The sequence below is a fragment of the Methylobacterium sp. GC_Met_2 genome (genome assembly GCF_026540795.1).
GTDB lineage: Bacteria > Pseudomonadota > Alphaproteobacteria > Rhizobiales > Beijerinckiaceae > Methylobacterium.
In genome coordinates, this window is the sequence record NZ_JALNUM010000073.1 from 1 (window position 1) to 18,385 (window position 18,385).

Annotated in this window: 19 protein-coding genes; 12 read left to right on the top strand and 7 right to left on the bottom strand. The window is 67.6% G+C overall.

Annotation, left to right across the window (positions count from 1 at the left end):
- Nucleotides 1-124 precede the first annotated feature (124 nt).
- The 9 genes from urtB to OXS49_RS21695 all read left to right on the top strand — a co-directional run bounded on the left by urtB (nucleotide 125) and on the right by OXS49_RS21695 (nucleotide 8,230).
- Nucleotides 125-1,051 carry an urea ABC transporter permease subunit UrtB gene (gene urtB / locus OXS49_RS21655; protein ID WP_244008228.1) on the top strand — a complete coding sequence of 309 codons (927 nt, stop codon included), beginning with the start codon at nucleotides 125-127 and terminating at the stop codon, nucleotides 1,049-1,051.
- A 13-nt stretch (nucleotides 1,052-1,064) separates the two neighbouring features.
- Entirely contained in the window at nucleotides 1,065-2,237 is a 1,173-nt protein-coding gene (gene urtC, locus OXS49_RS21660; protein WP_267426646.1) for an urea ABC transporter permease subunit UrtC, read from the top strand.
- Nucleotides 2,238-2,245: 8 nt separating this feature from the next.
- Nucleotides 2,246-3,031 carry an urea ABC transporter ATP-binding protein UrtD gene (gene urtD, locus OXS49_RS21665; RefSeq protein WP_244008230.1) on the top strand — a complete coding sequence of 262 codons (786 nt, stop codon included), beginning with the start codon at nucleotides 2,246-2,248 and terminating at the stop codon, nucleotides 3,029-3,031.
- A gap of 2 nt (nucleotides 3,032-3,033) precedes the next feature.
- Entirely contained in the window at nucleotides 3,034-3,798 is a 765-nt protein-coding gene (gene urtE / locus OXS49_RS21670) for an urea ABC transporter ATP-binding subunit UrtE (protein ID WP_244008231.1), read from the top strand.
- 9 nt (nucleotides 3,799-3,807) lie between these two features.
- Nucleotides 3,808-4,827 carry an alpha/beta fold hydrolase gene (locus tag OXS49_RS21675; protein WP_267426647.1) on the top strand — a complete coding sequence of 340 codons (1,020 nt, stop codon included), beginning with the start codon at nucleotides 3,808-3,810 and terminating at the stop codon, nucleotides 4,825-4,827.
- Between the two features lie 62 nt (nucleotides 4,828-4,889).
- Nucleotides 4,890-6,119, top strand: coding sequence for a formamidase (gene fmdA, locus OXS49_RS21680; protein ID WP_244008233.1), 1,230 nt, complete (start codon nucleotides 4,890-4,892; stop codon nucleotides 6,117-6,119).
- 76 nt (nucleotides 6,120-6,195) lie between these two features.
- Entirely contained in the window at nucleotides 6,196-6,507 is a 312-nt protein-coding gene (locus OXS49_RS21685; protein WP_244008234.1) for a zinc ribbon domain-containing protein, read from the top strand.
- 46 nt (nucleotides 6,508-6,553) lie between these two features.
- Nucleotides 6,554-7,609: an aliphatic amidase gene (locus OXS49_RS21690; RefSeq protein ID WP_244008235.1), complete on the top strand. Its 1,056-nt coding sequence runs from the start codon at nucleotides 6,554-6,556 to the stop codon at nucleotides 7,607-7,609.
- 51 nt (nucleotides 7,610-7,660) lie between these two features.
- Nucleotides 7,661-8,230 carry an ATP-dependent Clp protease proteolytic subunit gene (locus OXS49_RS21695; protein WP_244008236.1) on the top strand — a complete coding sequence of 190 codons (570 nt, stop codon included), beginning with the start codon at nucleotides 7,661-7,663 and terminating at the stop codon, nucleotides 8,228-8,230.
- Between the two features lie 49 nt (nucleotides 8,231-8,279).
- Here OXS49_RS21695 and OXS49_RS21700 read toward each other — a convergent pair whose 3' ends face one another.
- The 4 genes from OXS49_RS21700 to OXS49_RS21715 all read right to left on the bottom strand — a co-directional run bounded on the left by OXS49_RS21700 (nucleotide 8,280) and on the right by OXS49_RS21715 (nucleotide 12,529).
- Nucleotides 8,280-9,128 (bottom strand): oxidoreductase, encoded by an 849-nt coding sequence (locus OXS49_RS21700; RefSeq protein WP_244008237.1) that lies wholly within the window; start codon nucleotides 9,126-9,128, stop codon nucleotides 8,280-8,282.
- Nucleotides 9,129-9,139: 11 nt separating this feature from the next.
- A complete protein-coding gene (locus OXS49_RS21705) occupies nucleotides 9,140-11,101 on the bottom strand; it encodes a cytochrome C oxidase Cbb3 (RefSeq protein WP_267426649.1) in 1,962 nt (653 codons plus the stop codon).
- Nucleotides 11,102-11,206: 105 nt separating this feature from the next.
- Nucleotides 11,207-12,148 (bottom strand): glyoxylate/hydroxypyruvate reductase A, encoded by a 942-nt coding sequence (locus OXS49_RS21710; RefSeq protein ID WP_267426651.1) that lies wholly within the window; start codon nucleotides 12,146-12,148, stop codon nucleotides 11,207-11,209.
- Between the two features lie 93 nt (nucleotides 12,149-12,241).
- The gene (locus OXS49_RS21715; protein WP_267426652.1) at nucleotides 12,242-12,529 is read right to left on the bottom strand and encodes a hypothetical protein; all 288 of its coding nucleotides are present in this window, start codon (nucleotides 12,527-12,529) and stop codon (nucleotides 12,242-12,244) included.
- A gap of 158 nt (nucleotides 12,530-12,687) precedes the next feature.
- Between OXS49_RS21715 and OXS49_RS21720 the strand changes: the two genes are divergently transcribed.
- Nucleotides 12,688-14,160: an MFS transporter gene (locus tag OXS49_RS21720; protein ID WP_267426653.1), complete on the top strand. Its 1,473-nt coding sequence runs from the start codon at nucleotides 12,688-12,690 to the stop codon at nucleotides 14,158-14,160.
- Between the two features lie 54 nt (nucleotides 14,161-14,214).
- On the opposite strand, the gene OXS49_RS21725 is transcribed toward OXS49_RS21720, so the two are convergent.
- From OXS49_RS21725 to otsB, 3 genes are all read right to left on the bottom strand, one after another.
- Nucleotides 14,215-15,219: a glucokinase gene (locus OXS49_RS21725; RefSeq protein WP_244008242.1), complete on the bottom strand. Its 1,005-nt coding sequence runs from the start codon at nucleotides 15,217-15,219 to the stop codon at nucleotides 14,215-14,217.
- Between the two features lie 89 nt (nucleotides 15,220-15,308).
- Nucleotides 15,309-15,713, bottom strand: coding sequence for a DUF4260 domain-containing protein (locus tag OXS49_RS21730; protein ID WP_244008243.1), 405 nt, complete (start codon nucleotides 15,711-15,713; stop codon nucleotides 15,309-15,311).
- Nucleotides 15,714-15,740: 27 nt separating this feature from the next.
- A complete protein-coding gene (gene otsB / locus OXS49_RS21735; protein WP_267426655.1) occupies nucleotides 15,741-16,484 on the bottom strand; it encodes a trehalose-phosphatase in 744 nt (247 codons plus the stop codon).
- 115 nt (nucleotides 16,485-16,599) lie between these two features.
- On the opposite strand from otsB, the gene OXS49_RS21740 reads away from it, so the two are divergent.
- Both OXS49_RS21740 and OXS49_RS21745 read left to right on the top strand, forming a co-directional pair.
- Entirely contained in the window at nucleotides 16,600-17,109 is a 510-nt protein-coding gene (locus tag OXS49_RS21740; protein WP_267426656.1) for a DUF427 domain-containing protein, read from the top strand.
- A 52-nt stretch (nucleotides 17,110-17,161) separates the two neighbouring features.
- The gene (locus OXS49_RS21745) at nucleotides 17,162-18,385 is read left to right on the top strand and encodes a serine hydrolase domain-containing protein (protein ID WP_267426657.1); all 1,224 of its coding nucleotides are present in this window, start codon (nucleotides 17,162-17,164) and stop codon (nucleotides 18,383-18,385) included.

The following is an 18,385-nucleotide window of genomic DNA, read 5'->3' on the forward strand; positions in this document are numbered from 1 at the left end:
TACGGAAGCCGGGCTCCCCTCTCCCGACCCCTGCCGACGCAGGGGCCACCCTCCCCCGCAAAGGGGGGAGGGAGGGCGCCGCGGGCTTCAATTAGGCATCCCCAGGCGCGGGAGACATGAGAAAATGCTCGGCGATTATTCCCTCGGCGATCTCGGCGCGATCTTCGCCATGCAGGGCTTCGCCGGCCTGATCCTGTTCTCCGTCTACCTGCTGATGGCGCTCGGGCTGGCGATCATCTTCGGCCAGATGGGCGTGATCAACATGGCCCATGGGGAGTTCATGATCCTCGGCGCCTACGTGACGTATCTCTGTTCGGCCTTCTGCCAGACCTACGTGCCGGTGCTGTTTCCGGCCTACTTCTTCGTCGCCATGGCGCTGGCGTTCCTGGCCTCCGGGGCGCTCGGCATGCTGGTGGAGTGGAGCCTGATCCGGTTCCTCTACAAGCGCCCGCTCGACACCCTGCTGGCCACCTGGGGCCTATCGCTGATTCTCCAGCAGGCCTACCGGTCGATCTTCGGGGCCCGCGAGGTCGGCGTCGAATTGCCGTCCTGGCTGATCGGCTCGGTGCAGGTCACCGACACGATCGAGATCCCGGTCAACGGCCTGTTCGTGATGGGGATCACCATCCTGATCACCGTCAGCGTCGCCCTGCTGATCTACCGTTCGCGCTTCGGCCAGCAGGTCCGCGCAGTCATGTCGAACCGTGCCATGGCGGGGGCGGTCGGCATCGATACCGAGAAGGTCGATCGCTACACCTTCGGCCTGGGCTGCGGCATCGCGGGCATTGCCGGCTCGGCCTTCACGATGATCGGCTCCACCGGGCCGACCTCGGGCCAGCTCTACATCGTCGACACCTTCCTGATCGTCGTGTTCGGCGGCGCCGCCAGCCTCTTGGGCACCATCGCGTCGGCCTTCTCGATCTCCCAGACGCAGTCGACCCTGGAGTTCTTCCTCTCCGGCTCGATGGCCAAGGTAATCACGCTGCTCGCGGTGGTCGGCATCCTGATGTTGCGGCCGCAGGGCCTCTTCACCCTCAAGGTCCGGCGCTGAGGATTTTTCGACCATGACGAATCCGGTCCAGACCCTCACCAAATCCGTCACCGTCAACGACAACCCGTTCATGAAGCCGGTGGAGTGGCTGAGCTTGGCTCTGCTGGCCGGGGTGATCCTGGTTGTCCTGCCGATGCTGCTCGACAGCTTCCGCCTCAACCTCGTCGGCAAGTATCTGACCTACGCGTTCGTGGCCCTGGGGCTCGTGATCTGCTGGGGCTATGCCGGCATCCTCTCGTTGGGCCAGGGTTGCTTCTTCGGCCTCGGCGGCTACTGCATGGCGATGTACCTGAAGCTCGAAGCTTCGAGCGTCGCCAACACCAAGATCCAGTCGACGCCGGGCATCCCGGACTTCATGGATTGGAACCAGATCACCGCGATCCCGTGGTTCTGGCAGCCGTTCAAAAGCCTGCCGCTGACCCTGATCCTTGTGGTCGCGGTCCCGGTCCTGTTCGCGATGCTGATCTCCTTCGCGATGTTCAAGCGCCGGGTCGGCGGCACCTATTTTGCCATCATCACCCAGGCGATCGCCGCGATCCTGACGATCCTGATCGTCGGCCAGCAGGGCTATACCGGCGGCATCAACGGCATCACCGACCTGCGCACCCTCCACGGCTGGGACATCCGCACCGATAGCGCAAAGACCATCCTGTACTTCGTCAATGGCGGCCTGCTGATCGCCTGCATTCTGGCGGCGCAATACGTGAAGAAATCGAAGCTGGGCCGTATCCTCGTCGCCATGCGCGACAAGGAGGATCGGGTCCGCTTCTCTGGCTACTCGGTGGCGGGGTTCAAGGTCTTCGCCTTCTGCTTCGCCGCCGGGTTGGCCGCGATCGGCGGGGCAATGTTCACCCTGCAGGTCGGGTTCATGTCGCCCTCCTTCGTGGGCATCGTGCCCTCGATCGAGATGGTGATCTACGCCGCCGTCGGCGGGCGCTTGTCCCTGTTCGGCGCGGTCTGGGGCACGCTTCTGGTCAATTGGGCCAAGACCAGTTTCTCCGAAAGTTTCCCGGACCTCTGGCTGTTCGGCCTCGGCGCCCTGTTCATCGCGGTGGTGCTGGCCTTCCCGAACGGCCTTGCCGGGATCTGGCGCGAGCAGATCGAGCCCCGCCTCACCCGCCGGGTAAAGGGCCTTCGCGCCCCGCCGCCCGCCATCGTCCCGCCCCAAGGCGCCCCGGCCGAGTGATCCTGCCCATGAACGCCGCGATCCTCTCCTCTCCCGTGGTCGGCGCCGAGGCGGCCCCGCCCGATCATCTCCTCGCCGTCGAGGCGCTGACGGTCTCCTTCGACGGGTTCAAGGCGGTCAACGACGTGTCGTTCTACGTCGAGCCCGACGAGATCCGGGTGATCATCGGCCCGAACGGCGCCGGAAAGACCACGGTGCTGGACCTGATCTGCGGACGCACCCGGGCGAGCGCCGGATCGATCAGGTACAAGGGTCAGGAGCTGACAAAGCTGTCCGAGAGCGCCATCGTCCAGGCCGGAGTCGGCCGCAAGTTCCAGACGCCGTCGATCTACGACGACCTGACGGTGTTCGAGAATCTCGAAATCTCGTTCCCGCGCGGACGCTCGGTGTTCGGCGCCCTGACGTTCAAGCGCGATGCGGAAGTCCGCGACCGCATCCACGCCATCGCCGAGACGATCTTCCTGAAGGATCAGCTCAAGGAGCGAGCCGAGTTCCTAAGCCACGGCCAGAAGCAGTGGCTGGAGATCGGCATGCTGCTGATCCAGGACCCGGAACTGCTGATGCTCGACGAGCCGGTGGCCGGCATGAGCGTCGGCGAGCGGATCAAGACCGCCGAACTGCTCAACCAGATCATCAAGGGCCGCTCGGTGCTGGTGATCGAGCACGACATGAAGTTCGTCGAGGACATCGCCCACCGGGTGACCGTCCTGCACCAGGGCAAAGTACTCTCCGAAGGGTCGATGGAGCGGGTCAAGAACGACCCGAAAGTCATCGAAGTGTATTTGGGACATTGACGATGGCGTCGCTTCAGACCGCGCACCCGCCCGGAATTCAGGCGCCCCCACTCGCCACGATCCCATCCGCCACGGCGGCGCTCGCCGTCGAGGATCTGCACGCCGCTTACGGCCAGAGCGAAGTGCTGCACGGACTCACCTTCTCGGTGGCGCCAGGCGAAATCGTCGCCGTCATGGGCCGCAACGGCATGGGCAAGACCACGCTCATGAAGACCCTGATGGGTCTCGTGCCCGTGAAAGCAGGGTCGATCCAGGTCGAGGGCACGGACGTGGCCGGGCTCAAGAGCCACGTCCGGGTCGCCAAAGGCCTCGCCTACGTGCCGCAGGGCCGGATGATCTTCTCCACCATGACGGTCCAGGAGAACATCGAGACCGGCCTCACCGTCACGGGCACCCGCAAGGTGCCGCAGGACCTCTACGACATGTTCCCGGTCCTGCTGGAGATGAAGGGCCGGCGCGGTGGCAACCTCTCGGGCGGGCAGCAGCAGCAGCTTGCCATCGCCCGGGCGCTCGCGAGCCGCCCGAAGGTGCTGCTGCTGGACGAGCCGACCGAGGGCATCCAGCCGTCGATCATCCGAGAGATGGGCCGGACGCTCAAGACAATCCGCGACGCGCGCGGCCTTTCGATCGTGGTGTCGGAGCAGGTCCTGAGCTTCGCCCTCGATGTCGCCGACCGGGTAATCGTCATGGAGAACGGCGCCATCGTCCACGAGGCCCCGCGCGACGGGATCGACGAGGCGGCGGTGGCCCGGTTCCTATCGGTCTAGGGGCACAACATGGCCGATTATGAGATCTTCGAACTCGGCGACTTCGTGCTCCAGTGCGGCAAGACGCTGCGCGCGGCCAAGCTCGCCTTCAAGACCTTCGGGACGCTGAGCCCGGCCAAGGACAACGCCATCGTCTACCCGACCTGGTACTCGGGCCAGCACACTGAGAACGAGTGGCTGATCGGCCCCGGCAAGGCCCTCGATCCGGAGAAGTACTTCATCATCATCCCGAACATGTTCGGCAACGGGCTCTCGTCTTCGCCGAGCAACACGCCCGCGCCCTGGAACGGGCCGCGCTTCCCCAACGTCACCGCCTACGACAACGTCCGCGCCCAGCACCGCCTCGTCACCGAGCATTTCGGCATCGAGAAACTCGTCCTCGTCACCGGCTGGTCGATGGGGGCGCTCCAGACCTACCACTGGGCGGCGATGTATCCCGACATGGTGCAGAAGATCCTGCCGTTTCAGGGCTCGGCCAAGTGCTCGCGGCACAACTACGTCTTCCTTGAGGGCGCCAAGGCGGCGCTCCAGGCCGACGCCGCCTGGGCGGAGGGCTGGTACACGAGCCCGCCGACCCGGGGCCTGCGGGCCTTTGGCCGGGTCTACGCCGGCTGGGGCCTGTCGCAGACCTTTTACCGGCTCGAGGCCGACATCACCCACATGGGCTACGCCTCGCTGGAGGACTTCCTGATCGGGTTCTGGGAAGGCCTGTTCTACGAGCGCGACGCCAACAACCTGCTCGCCATGCTGTGGACGTGGCAGCACGGCGATATCAGCGCCAACGACACTTTCCAGGGCGACTTCAAGGCCGCGCTCGGCGCCATCCGCGCCAAGGCGATCCTGATGCCCGCCTCGACCGACCTGTATTTCCCGCCGGAGGACAACGCCATCGAGGCGGCCGCCATGCCGAACGCGGAGCTGCGCGTGATCGACACGTGGTGGGGCCACTTCGCAGGCGGGCCCGGCACCAGCCCGGACGACATCAAGATCCTCGACGAAGCGCTGAAAGAGCTGCTCGCGAGCGGGTGAGAGACGCGCAGCGGCGCGTGGACGGGGCTTGCCCCGGAGAGTCAGGGAGCTGGAGACACGAGATGCCCGAGACGCTGATCAAGGTCGATCTCACGCAATCGGCCTACGAGAACGACATGGTGCACAACCGCTGGCACCCCGACATCCCGATGGTTGCGTATGTGAAGCCGGGCGCGGACTTCATCGTCGAGACCTACGACTGGACCGGCGGCTTCATCAAGAATAACGATTCCGCGGACGACGTGCGCGATATCGACCTCTCGATCGTGCACTTCCTTTCGGGCCCGATCGGCGTCGAGGGTGCCGAGCCCGGCGACCTGCTGGTGGTCGATCTCCTCGACATCGGTGCCAAGCCCGAGAGCCAATGGGGCTTCAACGGCTTCTTCTCGAAGAAGAACGGCGGCGGCTTTCTGGACGAGCACTTCCCCCAGGCCCAAAAGTCGATCTGGGACTTTGAGGGGATGTTCACCAAGTCCCGCCACGTCCCGGGGGTGCGCTTCCCCGGCCTGATCCATCCCGGCCTGATCGGCTGCCTGCCCGATCCCAAGATGCTGGAGACCTGGAACACCCGCGAGAAGGCACTCTACGACACCGATCCGGAACGCGTGCCAGCGCTGGCTACCCTCCCCTTCGGTCCGACGGCCCATATGGGCCGCCTCAAGGGCGACGCGAAGGACGCAGCCGCCGCCACCGGCGCCCGCACGGTCCCGCCCCGCGAGCATGGCGGCAATTGCGACATCAAGGATCTGTCGCGCGGCTCAAAAATCTACTTCCCGGTCTACGTGCCGGGCGCCGGCCTCTCCATGGGCGACCTGCACTTCAGCCAGGGCGACGGCGAGATCACCTTCTGCGGCGCCATCGAGATGGCCGGCTGGGTCCATCTCAAGGTCGAGCTGATCAAGGACGGCATGGCCAAGTACGGGATCAAGAACCCGATCTTCAAGCCGTCGCCGATCACGCCGAAATTCGACGATCACCTGATCTTCGAGGGTATTTCGGTCGACGAGCACGGCGGTCAGCACTACCTCGACGTCCACATCGCCTACCGGCAGGCCTGCCTGAACGCGATCGAATACCTGAAGAAGTTCGGCTATTCGGGCGCGCAGGCCTACTCGATCCTCGGCACCGCACCGGTCCAAGGCCACATCTCGGGCGTCGTCGACATCCCGAACGCCTGCGCGACGCTCTGGATCCCGACCAAGATCTTCGAGTTCGACATCAATCCCGGCGCCGACGGGCCGACGAAGTTCCTCGACGGCTCGATTCAGATGCCGCTCTCGCCGGATCTGTGACCTGCTCCCTCTCCCGTGCGGGAGAGGGGACCCGCGGCTCGTGCCCCAAGCGCATTCCCTTCACCGGAAGCACCCCATGCCCGTCTACGAGTACGCCTGCGAGGCCTGCGGCCCCTTCACGGTGATGCGGCCGATGGCCGAGTTCCGCGATCCGCATGCGTGCCCGGATTGCGGCGTGTCGAGCCAACGGGCGTTCCTCACGGCGCCGCGCATCGCCGGCATGGACGCAGGGCTGCGGGCCGCCCACGCCACCAACGAGCGCAGCCGCCACGCGCCGAAGCGCTCGGGCAGCCACGGGTCGGGCTGCGGCTGCTGCTCGCCGAAGAAGTCGGCCCCAGCCGCCGCCAAGGGCTTCCCGAGTGCGCGGCCCTGGATGATCAGCCACTGAGCCGCGCCCACCTGGGGGGCGATCAAGGTCAGGAGGACCAAACGCCATGATGCACGGAGACATCTCGTCCAGCCAGGACAGCGTCGGCGTCGCCGTCGTGAACTACAAGATGCCGCGGCTCCATACCCGCGCCGAGGTGCTTGAGAACGCCAAGGCGATCGGCAAGATGATCGTCGGGATGAAGACCGGCCTGCCCGGCCTCGATCTCGTAATCTTTCCCGAATACTCGACCCACGGCATCATGTACGACGCCGCCGAGATGTACGAGACCGCCTCGTCGGTCCCAGGTGCCGAGACCGAGGTGTTCGCCGCCGCCTGCCGCGAGGCCAAGGTCTGGGGCGTGTTCTCCCTCACCGGCGAGCGCCACGAGGAGCACCCCAATAAAGCGCCCTACAACACCCTGATCCTGATGAACGACCAAGGCGAGATCGTCCAGAAATACCGCAAGATCATGCCTTGGACCCCGATCGAGGGCTGGTATCCGGGCGACCGCACCTATGTGTCGGACGGGCCGAAGGGGATGAAGATCAGCCTAATCATCTGCGACGACGGCAACTACCCCGAGATCTGGCGCGATTGCGCCATGCGGGGCGCCGAGCTGATCATCCGCTGCCAGGGCTACATGTATCCGGCCAAGGAACAGCAGATCGTCATCTCGAAGGCGATGGCGTTCGCCAACAACGTCTACGTTGCGGTCTCGAACGCTGCCGGGTTCGACGGCGTGTACACATATTTCGGCCACTCGGCGATCATCGGCTTCGACGGCCGGACGCTCGGCGAGTGCGGCGAGGAGGAGATGGGCATTCAGTACGCCGCCCTCTCCAAGTTCCTGATCCGGGATTTCCGCGCCCACGGCCAATCCGAGAACCACCTCTTCAAGCTTTTGCACCGGGGCTACACCGGCATGATCAACTCGAAGGAGAACCGGCACGGCCTGTCGGAATGCCCCTACGAGTTCTACCGGCGCTGGATCGAGGATCCCGACGGAACCCGCGATGCTGTCAGGGCCATTACTCGTCAGAGCGTCGGCACCGAGGAATGCCCGATCGAGGGTATCCCGTTCGTTGGCAAGGGCGCTGGTGCGCCTGATCCGGTGCGCTGAGGCTGACTCCGGCTCCCCCTAGGTGGAGCCGGCCGTTCGACCAGGAGGACCATGGACACGCCACCCCTCGACCCGACCGCCTTCCGGGCCCCCGCGGTGCTGCTCTCGGGCCCGGTCGATTACGACATGTACAAAGACTTCCGCCGCCAACTCGGCGCGGCGGGAGACCGCGAGATTGTGGTGGTCGAACTGACGACGCTCGGCGGCGATCCCGAGGTCGCCCGGATGATGGGCGAGGACATCCGCTTCAACAGCGCCATGGACCCGAACCGGCGGTTCGTGTTCCTCGGCAAGGCGGCGATCTACTCGGCCGGCACGACATTGATGAGTTTCTTCGCGAAACCGAATCGTTACCTGACCCGCGGTACGCGGCTGATGATCCACGAGCGCAAGATGAACAAGCAGCTCCATGTCCAGGGCCCGCTCACGACCTGCGTCGCCTCCGTGAAGGCGACGCTCAATGAGATCCTGTGCTCGATCGAGATCCAGAACGAGGGCTTTTCCAACCTGATCCAGGGCTCGGATGTGACCCTGGACGAAGTGCTCGAGAAGGCACCGTCGAACTGGTACTTGGAGGCCGAGGAAGCCAAACGGCGGGGCGTGATCGAGGGCGTGATCTAACCCTCCGTTATCGCGTGCGCGGCGAAGCGAACGGAGCGAAGAGCGGAACTCAGGCCTCCGGGTAATCGGCGCCGAGGCTCGTCTGCCGCCAAGCCTCGATTTCGGCGAGACGCTGCTTCAGTCGCTTCGTGACCGCGTCGTACCCCCAGGCGCCGAGGACGAGGTGGCGCGGCGGATCCTCCATCTCGGTCACCCGAATCATCGCCTCGCCTGCTCGCACCGGGTCGCCGGCCTGCGTGCCGCTCTTCTCCGCCGTGGCCTTGAGGCGGGCACCAGCCGTCGCGGCGTAGTCGAGGATCGCATTCTGGGTCTGGATCAGCGAACGCCCAGCCCAATCGGTGCGGAACGGACCCGGCTCGATGCAGGTTACGCGGATCCCAAGCGGCGCGGCCTCGGCCGCCAGGGCATCCGAGAACCCTTCGACGGCGTGCTTGCTGGCGGCGTAGTAGCCCGAGGCCGGGAAACCGACGAAGCCCGCCACCGACGTGATGTTGAGAATGTGACCGGATGCCTGACCCCGCATCACCGGCAGCACCGTACGGGTCAGCGCAAACAGGCCGAACACGTTGGCGTCGAACTGGGCGCGGATCTTGTCGTCCTCACCCTCCTCGATCGAGGATTGATAGCCGTAACCCGCATTGTTCACGAGCACGTCGATCCGACCGAACCTGTCTTGCGCGGCGCGCACGGACTCGGCGATCTGACCCGCCGCGGTGACGTCGAGCGACAGGGGTAGGACGCGATCCTCGGCACCCTGCGCGAGATCGGCGACGTTGGCACGGTCGCGCGCCGTGACCACCACGCGCCAGCCCCGCGCGATGACCAATTTGGCGAGCTCACGGCCGAAGCCTGTCGAGCAACCGGTGATGAACCAGACCGGATCGGTGTTCTGCGTCATGGCGTACCCCTTCAGGGCGTTGCGGCCGGCTCCGTCAGGCGATCGATCGAGAGCAGGTAGGCGATCAGCGCCGTCTGCTCATCGGGCGAGACACCCGCGCCGGCATCCGCCCAGAAGGCGTGCCCCTTTCCGGTAACCCGGGCAATCCGCGCCGTATCCGAGGCCGCGTTCGCGGCCACGACCTTGGCGCGGAGATCCCGGTCGACGAGCGCCCGCAGGCTGTTGGCCGGATCCGGCGCCACACCCTTGTAGAGTGTGCCCGGGACGCCGAGCTGGCGCTCCATGTCGGTCCCGACCGCGACGCCGGAATCATGCAGGTAAGGCGCCGTCCAGGCGAGGCCGACGAGGTTCGGGACCTTATAACCGCCCTCCGTCCCACCCTGCCCCCAGGCGAGCTGAACCTGCGTCAGGGCATCGCCCGCGAGCGGCACCGGCACGATCGCCGGCGTGTCGGTGAGCGGGAACGGCGTGCCGACGGCAAACATCGTCGGCGGGGACAGGCGCGCCTCCATCTTGGCGCCGGCGCGGGCCCGGGTCGGTTCCGTGCCGATCTCGGCCTCCGGGATGACCCGGTGGTTGGTGAGCGCCGGTCCGGAATGGCAGGCACCGCAGCCCACCTTCTCGTACACGGCCCGGCCAGCCCGTACCTTGTCGGCATCCTGACCGCCGGCCGGCGGATGCAGCAGGTTCTGAAAGGCCGACATCGCGTTGTTGGCGTGGTTCACCGGCTCTCCGGCCACTGAGGTGAACAGGCCGTTATCGGTAACGTAGTTGGTGGCCGGATAGGTCGGCAGCACTGCGTAGCTGTTCAGGCCCGGCGAGGCCGGCGTCGGGTCGACGCTCTGCAACACCGCGGACGGGCTCCGACTGCCGTCCGGCTTGTAGCGAAACGCCTCGGTGGCCGACCCGCGCAGAACGATGCCGAGATAGGTCTCGGTGTCCATGCCGAACAGCCAGGGCGCGGCCGCCGCGAGCTGGGTAGTGTCGGAATTGGCCGCATGCACGTTGTTGTTGAGCGACGATAGGCCCGCGAAGGGGCCGATCGCTTCGCGCCCGCTCCAGCTGTAGGGCTCGCCATAGGCCGAAAAGCTCGACGGGATCGAGGTCGGGTTGGTGACCCGGTCCGCCGACGAGTCGAAGCTGCCGGGCGGCCAGCTCGCGACCTGCACCTTGGTGGCCGCCTCGACAGCCGCCGCGTCCGGCAGGACCGGCCCTGTCGTGGTCGAGCCCGTGTGCTGCGGATCGGCATTCGGCCGAGTATCGGCCTCCGGCACGCTGGCGTGCATGAAGTAGGCGGACGAGTTCTTGGCCAGGGCCATCAGCAGCCCGGCGTTGAGATCGATATTCGGCGCGCCCTCCACCACCCTGCCGGTCCCGGGATCGACCGCGGCGTGGCAGAGCGCGCAGGTGATGCCCATGCGCAGGTGGCCGCGATCGTAGACCGTCTTGATCCCGATGATGAAGGCGCCGCCCTTCGGCACGTCGAGCCCGGTCGGGACCAACTCGCCCTTCTTGTAGACGCGCTCGCCGACGCGCATGTCGCTGGCCATGGCGACCTGCAGGTTGGTGGTGCCCTGTCCGCCAAGCTTGGCCACCGCCAGCGCGACCTGCGTCGGCGTCAGCCCGCCGTCGAGCATGCCCATCACGTCTGTGAGGAAGACCTCGTTGCCGAACGTCTCCTGGTAGAAGGCCTGCCGCCCGCGCTCGACCATGGCGGGATCGATCGCAACCGCAGTCCCACCCGGCGCCAGTTCCGTCCGGCCGCTCTCCGTGGCGTTCAGGCGATCCGCCTCCGCCCGCAAAACCCGGCGCCCGAGAATGTCGAAGGCGGTCTGGATCGGGTAACGGTCGGCGTTGAGCAGGTCCGCCCGGTTTGGCATCGGCGCGTAGCTGAACCGCCCGAGGCTCGCGGTGGCGCCGACCGCAACGGCCACGACGCCGGTACCGATCAGAATGCGGCGTGGCCAACCCATGATCTGTCAGAATCCTTCCGGCTCCGCCGGCGCAAGCGCGGCAGTTGGGCATCAACACGCCGATACGGCCAGGGTTCACGTCCGCCGGCGGGACCGGGTGTCGCGTCAGTAGCCCCGGCTTCTATCGATGCCCCGCGGCAGCTGCCCGGTCCGACGGAAATCGCGCAGGTTGGCCGCCACCGTCGCGGCCGCTGACGGCAGATCGGTCGGGCCCGAGACGTGCGGCAGCACGGTTACGCCCGGATGGGCCCAGAGGGTGTCTTCGGCGGGCAGGGGTTCGGTTTCGAAGACGTCGAGCACCGCGTGGGCGAGCTGGCCGCTGTCCAGCGCCGCAATCAGATCCGCCGTCACAACGATCGGGCCGCGGGCGAAGTTGATCAGCGCCGCGCCGGGCTTCAGCGCCGCCAGACGCTCGGCGTTCACGAGGCCGCGCGTCTCCGGCGTCAGCGGCACGAGGCAGACGAGGATGTCGCATCGGGCCAGCATCGCCGGGAGCGCCTCCAGCCCGTGCTCCGCATCGACACCGGGGACGGATTTCGGGCTGCGGCTCCACCCGACCACGCGAAAGCCCGCACCGAGGAGCCTCTCCGCCGCCGCGATCCCGAGGGCGCCGAGCCCCAGCAAGCCGACCGTCGTGTCCGTGGGTTTCCGATAGAGGTGGGGCCGCCAGACACCGGCACGCTGCTGACGTGCGTAGGCCGGCATGTCCCGCTGGAGGTAGTAGGTCCAGGCCAGCACCGCCTCCGCCATGGTGCGGGCCATCTCGCGATCGACCAGCCGCACGATCGGCAACGGCCGGTCGAAGGCCCCGACCAGCTGCTCGACGCCGGCCCAGAGGCTTTGCACCCAGACGAGGTTCGGCAGGGCCGCGACCTCGGCGGGATCGGGGTTGGCCACGATGGCGACCTGGGTCGCCGCGTGCTCCGCATCGTCCATCAGGCGGAACGGAACGATCCGTTCCTCGGGCATCGCGGTAGAAAGCACCGCCAGGTGATCGGCCTCCTGCGTCCGGCCCTTGCATCCGATGAGGGCGATCGCCTCTGCCATTCCCGACTCCGCTCGAATCCAGCCTCAAGGGCCGCGACGCACCAAGCAGGCGCTGTGCCCGAGCTGACGCGGTTCGCCAAACCGGCGACCGGTTCAGCGCGCTTCGATGAGCGCTGGATAGACGAGGCGGACACGGCGGCGGCTTTCCGGGATCGGCGTCTCGATGCGGCCGCGGATGCTGCCGGTCGTGCTCGGCGTCGCCGGTTCGACCGGCCGCAGGCGCCACCGGTCGGCGGTCGGCATCGAGACGTGAGGCTTCGGCCGTTCGAGATGCGCGTCGGCGCCCTTCGACGGGACGGTCGCCAAGCCCACCATGATCATCAGGCTGAGCAGCGCGAAGCGGGCGAGGCGGCGACGGGGAGAAGCAGGACGGGATGACATGAGGGGGCACCGCGTGGATCCCTCCTCTCTGCGCGCAGCAAATGAAAACCGGTTCGAACCGAATCGATTCCCAACCCGTTGCCAACACCTGTCTGGTGTTTCGGTAAATGCGGGCTGGTCAGGCAGGGTAAACGGCCCGTTCGGGAGGACATGCGCAGATGACGAGCAAGGTCGAGGGGACCTCCGGAACGCCCGAACGGGCGCAGATCGGCCAAGTGATCGATACCGACATTTCGGCGCGCCTCGATCGGCTGCCCTGGGGTCGATTCCACGTCCTCGTCATCGTTGCCCTGGGAATCACTTGGGTGCTCGACGGCCTGGAGGTGACGCTGGCCGGCTCCCTGGTGGGCGCCCTGCGCCAGCCGCCGATGTCGTTCTCCGAATTCGACGTTGGGCTCGCCGCCTCCTGCTACCTCGTGGGCGCGGTCACGGGCGCGATCGGCTTCGGCTGGCTGACCGACCGGATCGGGCGGAAGAAGCTGTTCTTCATCACGCTGGCCCTCTACCTCGTCGCTACGGCGGCGACCGGCTTGTCATGGAATATCTGGAGCTTCTGCATCTTCCGGTTCTTCACCGGCGCGGGGATCGGCGGCGAGTACACAGCAATCAACTCGACCATTCAGGAACTGGTCCCGGCCCGGGTGCGGGGCTGGACCAACCTTGTGATCAACGGCTCATTCTGGATCGGCGCGGCCATCGGATCGTTCATGTCGATCGTGTTGCTGAAGCCCGAGGTGATCGACCCGGCTTGGGGCTGGCGGGTCGCCTTCTTCACGGGCGGCGCCATCGGCCTCGTGATCCTGCTGCTGCGAACCTGGATCCCCGAGAGCCCGCGCTGGCTCGCTACCCACGGCTACGCCGCAGAGGCCGACCGGGTCGTGACCGGCATCGAGAAGCGCTTCACCGACGAGGGCGTGACCCTGCCACCGGTGGACGAGAGCAAACGCATGAAGGTCCGCACCCGCGACCGCACCCCGCTCTCGGAGGTGTTCAAGGCGCTGTTCGTCACGAACCGCAAGGCGACCATGGTCGGCCTCGCGCTGATGATCGCGCAGGCTTTCTTCTACAACGCGCTGTTCTTCACCTACGCGCTGGTTCTTGAGCGATTCTATCAGGTACCGGGCAACAGCGTCGGCTGGTACCTGCTGCCCTTCGCGCTCGGCTCGTTCCTCGGCCCGCTGCTGCTCGGGCGGCTGTTCGACACGATCGGCCGGCGCCAGATGATCGCCTTCACGTACGGCATCTCGGCGCTGCTGCTCGCCGGTGTCGGCGTGCTGTTCCGCCTCGACGTGTTCGGGCCGGTCGGTCAGACCGGCGCCTGGATGGTGGTGTTCTTCTTCGCCTCCGCGGCGGCGAGCTCGGCCTATCTCACCGTCTCGGAGACCTTCCCGCTGGAGATCCGGGCGCTCGCCATTGCGGCCTTCTACGCGGTCGGCACGGGCATCGGCGGCGTCTCGGGGCCGCTGCTGTTCGGCACGCTGGTCGAGACCGGCTCGCGGGACTGGGTCCTGTTCGGCTACGGGCTGGGCGCCGTGCTGATGCTGATCGCCGCCGTGGTCGGCGGGATCTGGGGCACGGCGGCCGAGGGCAAGTCGCTGGAAGAGGTGTCGAAGCCGCTGGCGGCGGCGTGAGGCTGGGGTCGAAGTCCCTGCTCTTGACGTGCGGGTCAAGGCAGCGGGGGGCTGTTACGCCCCCTTCCGCCACACCTGCCCGTGGTAGACGAACGTCCGGCTCTCGTTGGCCAAAGCCGCCAAGCCCTGGAAGGCCGGGTCCTGCACGGTGATGACGCTTGTTGGGATCTTGCGCATCATCTCGGCGAAGGGCGCCTTGCGCTCGAACGCGTCGCGAAACCCGCTCTCCTGCAGCACCCGGACGATCCGGGGGGCGATGCCGCCGCCGATATAGACGCCGCTGGTGGCCAGGAAGGTCAGCGCGAGGTCGCCGCAGACGCGGCCGAGCAGCCGACCGAACAGCTCCAGCGTCTCGGCGGCGTGGGGATCGGACGCGTCGAGCCCGGTCTCGGTCACCGCGGCGGGCTCGATCTTCTCGTGCGGCCGACCGGTGCGGACATGCGCCACCGCCGCGTGCAGCCGTGCGAGGCCGGGGCCGGACAGGATGGCTTCCACGGTGATCCGATCCTCGACCCGCTCCAGCGCGTGCCAGACCTTCTCCTCGAAGGCGTCGGCCGGGCCGAGATCGGTGTGGCCGGCCTCGGTGGAGACGATCGCGAGCTGCGTCGCGTACGGCACCAGGGCCGCTGCGCCGAACCCCGTGCCCGGTCCCAGCACGACCCGCGCACCACCGGAGATCGGTGGGCAGGGCCCGACCGACGTGAGGTCGTGCGGCGCGATGCCGGCGGCACCGGCGGCCACCGGTACGTAATCGTTCACCACCACCGCGGAGGCCAGCCCGAAATCCTCGCCGATGCGCTGTCCGGCGATCTGCCAATGCGCGTTCGTCAGCTGGTTCACCGGGCCATCGACCCGGCCGCCCATGGCCAGGATGGCCGAACAGGGCGGTTTGAGATCGCCGGCCTTGGCCAGGGACGCCCGGATGGCGCTTGACGGGTCGGGATGATCCGCGGTCGCCTCGTGCGACAGGAGCCGGGGCTGTTCCCCCTGTGCCTCGATCAGGCCGAACCGGGCATTCGTGCCGCCGATGTCGCCGACGAGGACCGGAAACTCGAACATCGCAAGGTGCCTCTGCTCGCTGAACCTTCGCGGTGGTTCATTCGCCGCACAGCCCCGGTTGGGCAAGCCCCGCTGAAGACGGAATCGCCCTATTGGGGTGCCTTCGCCGTCATCCGCGCCCGGCCGATCGTGCCGAGATGCGTATCGCCGAACCCGCTGGCGTATTTGAGGCCATATCCGAGCGTCCGATCAAGCCCGATATGGGCAAGCCAGATCAGGGCCAGCCCAGCGACGTGCGGCTGACCCAGCACCACCGCCGCGCACAGGCCGACCAGGGGCGGCGTTACCGTATGGACCGCGTTGTACGCGATGGCGCCCGCGCCGGGGCCGGCGGCGTAACCCAGCATGCTGAGATCGGGGGCGAACAGAAGGGCGGCGAAGATCCACCAGGATTGTCCGAGCCAGGCATAGGCCGCGACCGAACAGACGAGCAGGCACGCCGCTTCGATCCGCAGGATGATCCGGGGGCCGCCGTCCACGAAGCCGTCGGACATGCCGATCCTCCCCTGACGCCGCTTGGCTCAGGCCGGCGGCAGCGCCGCCGGATCGATGGTACCGCCCGCAGCCCAGTCCCGCAGCAGGGCGCGGATCGCGGCCGGATCGGGCAGGCGATGGTGCGCGACGGTCTCGCCGTCACCGACCCGGACGGCGATTCCGCCATCCGCATTGACCGACGCGAAGGCGATCTCGTCCGTCCGGTCGTCGCCAAAGAAAACCGGCACCCGCCCGCGATAGGGAGGCTGCTCCATGATGGCGCGGATCGCATGGGCCTTGGTGGCCTGCGCCGGGACGATCTCACCGACCGCCTTGCCGAGCTGCAGCCGATAGTCCGCGCCGAGCACCTCGGCGGCCGCCTTGACGAGCGCCTCGGCGCGCGCCGCATCGTCGGCGCCCGCGAGCCGCCAATGCACCGCCACGGAGGCGCCCTTGTCCTCGATCAGGACGTTCGGCAGCGCGGCGCTCTCGGCTTCGAGCCGCGCGACCTGCCGGCGCAGGGCCGGATGGTCCTCCGCCCGGCTGCCGCTGAGGGCGCCACCGAGCCGGCGTTCGACGCCGTGCAGTCCGGCGGCATCGAGGCGGGCGGGCGCCAGGAAGCCATCGATCACCGCAACCGGCCGGCCGGTCACGATCGCCAGCGCGCCCCCGAGGCGTTCGCGCAGCCGCTCCAGCGTCTCCACGAGGCCGGGCTCCACCACGACCGCATCGGGGCGCGGCGCGATTTCGGCCAGCGTACCGTCGAAGTCGAGAAAGAGGGCGATGTCCATCGCGGGTGATCCCGGGCTCGAATGTCGGCTCCGGGCTAGCACGGGCCGGCCTTCCGACAAACGGCCCGGTGAGCGCCCTATATCGCCCGCGCATGCGCTCTGCACGGGAATCCACATGATCAGGCTGCCGACCCATCCGACACCGGATCCGATCAAGCCGGGCGAGGAGAGTGTCTGGGACTACCCGCGCCCGCCACGGCTGGAGCCGGTGCGGCAGCGGCTGCGCGTCGTGCTCGGCGGGGCCGTGATCGCCGAGACGGACGCCGGCTTCCGGGTGCTGGAGACCTCCCATCCGCCGACCTACTACCTGCCGCCGGGCGATATCGCAGGGGGTACGCTCGTCAACCCGCGGCGCGCCGGCATCTGCGAGTGGAAGGGCCAAGCGCGGCTGTTCGACGTACAGGGCGGCGGCAGGATGGTCCCAGGAGCCGTCTGGACCTATCCGGATCCGACACCGGATTTCCGCGTGATCGCCGGTTACGTCGCGTTCTACGCGGGGCCGATGGATGCCTGCTTCGTCGGCGGGGATCCGGTCACGCCTCAGCCCGGCAGCTTCTACGGCGGCTGGATCACCCCCGGCATCGTCGGCCCGTTCAAGGGGACGCCGGGGACGATGGGGTGGTGATTTTCGTCGTCCGCCCCCTTACGCTTTTCGCCTGAATCGTCGTGGAGACGCCATGAGCGCGCTGACCGAAACCGACCCGAAGGCTGCCGGCTTCGATCCGGCGGGTCTCGCCCGGATCGAGCCCTGGATGGACCGCCTCGTGGCGGAGGGACGGCTCGCCGGCCTGTCGGTCACGGTAACGCGCCGGGGGCGGCCCGCCTTCGCCCGGGCCTGCGGCCAAGCCGACCTCGTTCGCGGGACGCCGTTCACCCTCGACACGGTGGCGCGGATCTACTCGATGACCAAGCCGCTGACCTCGGTGGCGGTCATGCAGCTCTACGAGCAGGGCCTGTTTCAGCTCGACGATCCGATCGCGCGCGTCCTGCCTGAATTCTCAGAGATGCGCGTCGCGGTGGGCGGCAATCGCGCGAAGATCGAGACCGAGCCGGCGCGCCGGCCGATCACCGTGCGGGATCTTCTCACCCATACGGCCGGCCTGACCTACGGCTTCATGGAGGCGACCCTGGTCGACGCGCAGTACCGCGAGAACGGGATCGACTTCCTGGCGCGGGAGGGCACGCTCGCCGAGATGACCGCCCGGGTGGCGAAGCTGCCGCTCCTCGCCCAGCCTAGCAGCGCCTGGAACTACAGCGTCGCCACCGACGTGCTCGGCCAGTACGTGGCGGTCGTCAGCGGTCGGCCCTTCGCCGACTATCTCCGCGATTTCGTGATCAAGCCGCTCGGCATGGTCGATACCGATTTCCACGTTTCACCCGCGCTGATGCCGCGCTTCTGCGCCACCTACGCGTACGATCGGGAACGCCGGCTGCGTCTGTTCGACGATTCCGTGGAAACGGCCTTCGCGCACCCGCCGGCCATCGCCTCGGGCGGGGGCGGGCTGGTTTCGACGGCCGCCGATTACCAGCGCTTCTGCCGGATGATCCTCAACCGCGGCACCCTCGACGGTCAGCGGCTGCTCGGCCGCAAGAGTGTCGAGCTGATGCTGGCCAACCACCTGCCGGGCGATCTCGCCGCGATGGGCACCCCGCGCTTCGCCGAAACCTCTTATACCGGGATCGGCTTCGGCCTCGGCTTCTCGGTGATGCTCGACCCGGCCCGCGCCCAGATCCTCGGCAGCCCCGGCGAGGTGGCCTGGGGTGGGCTGGCCTCGACGGCGTTCTGGATCGACCCCGCCGAGGATCTGTCGGTCGTGCTCATGACGCAGTTGGTGCCGTCCTCGGCGCTTCCGATCCGGCGCGAACTGCGCGTCCTGACCTACGCGGCCCTGGCCGCGTGA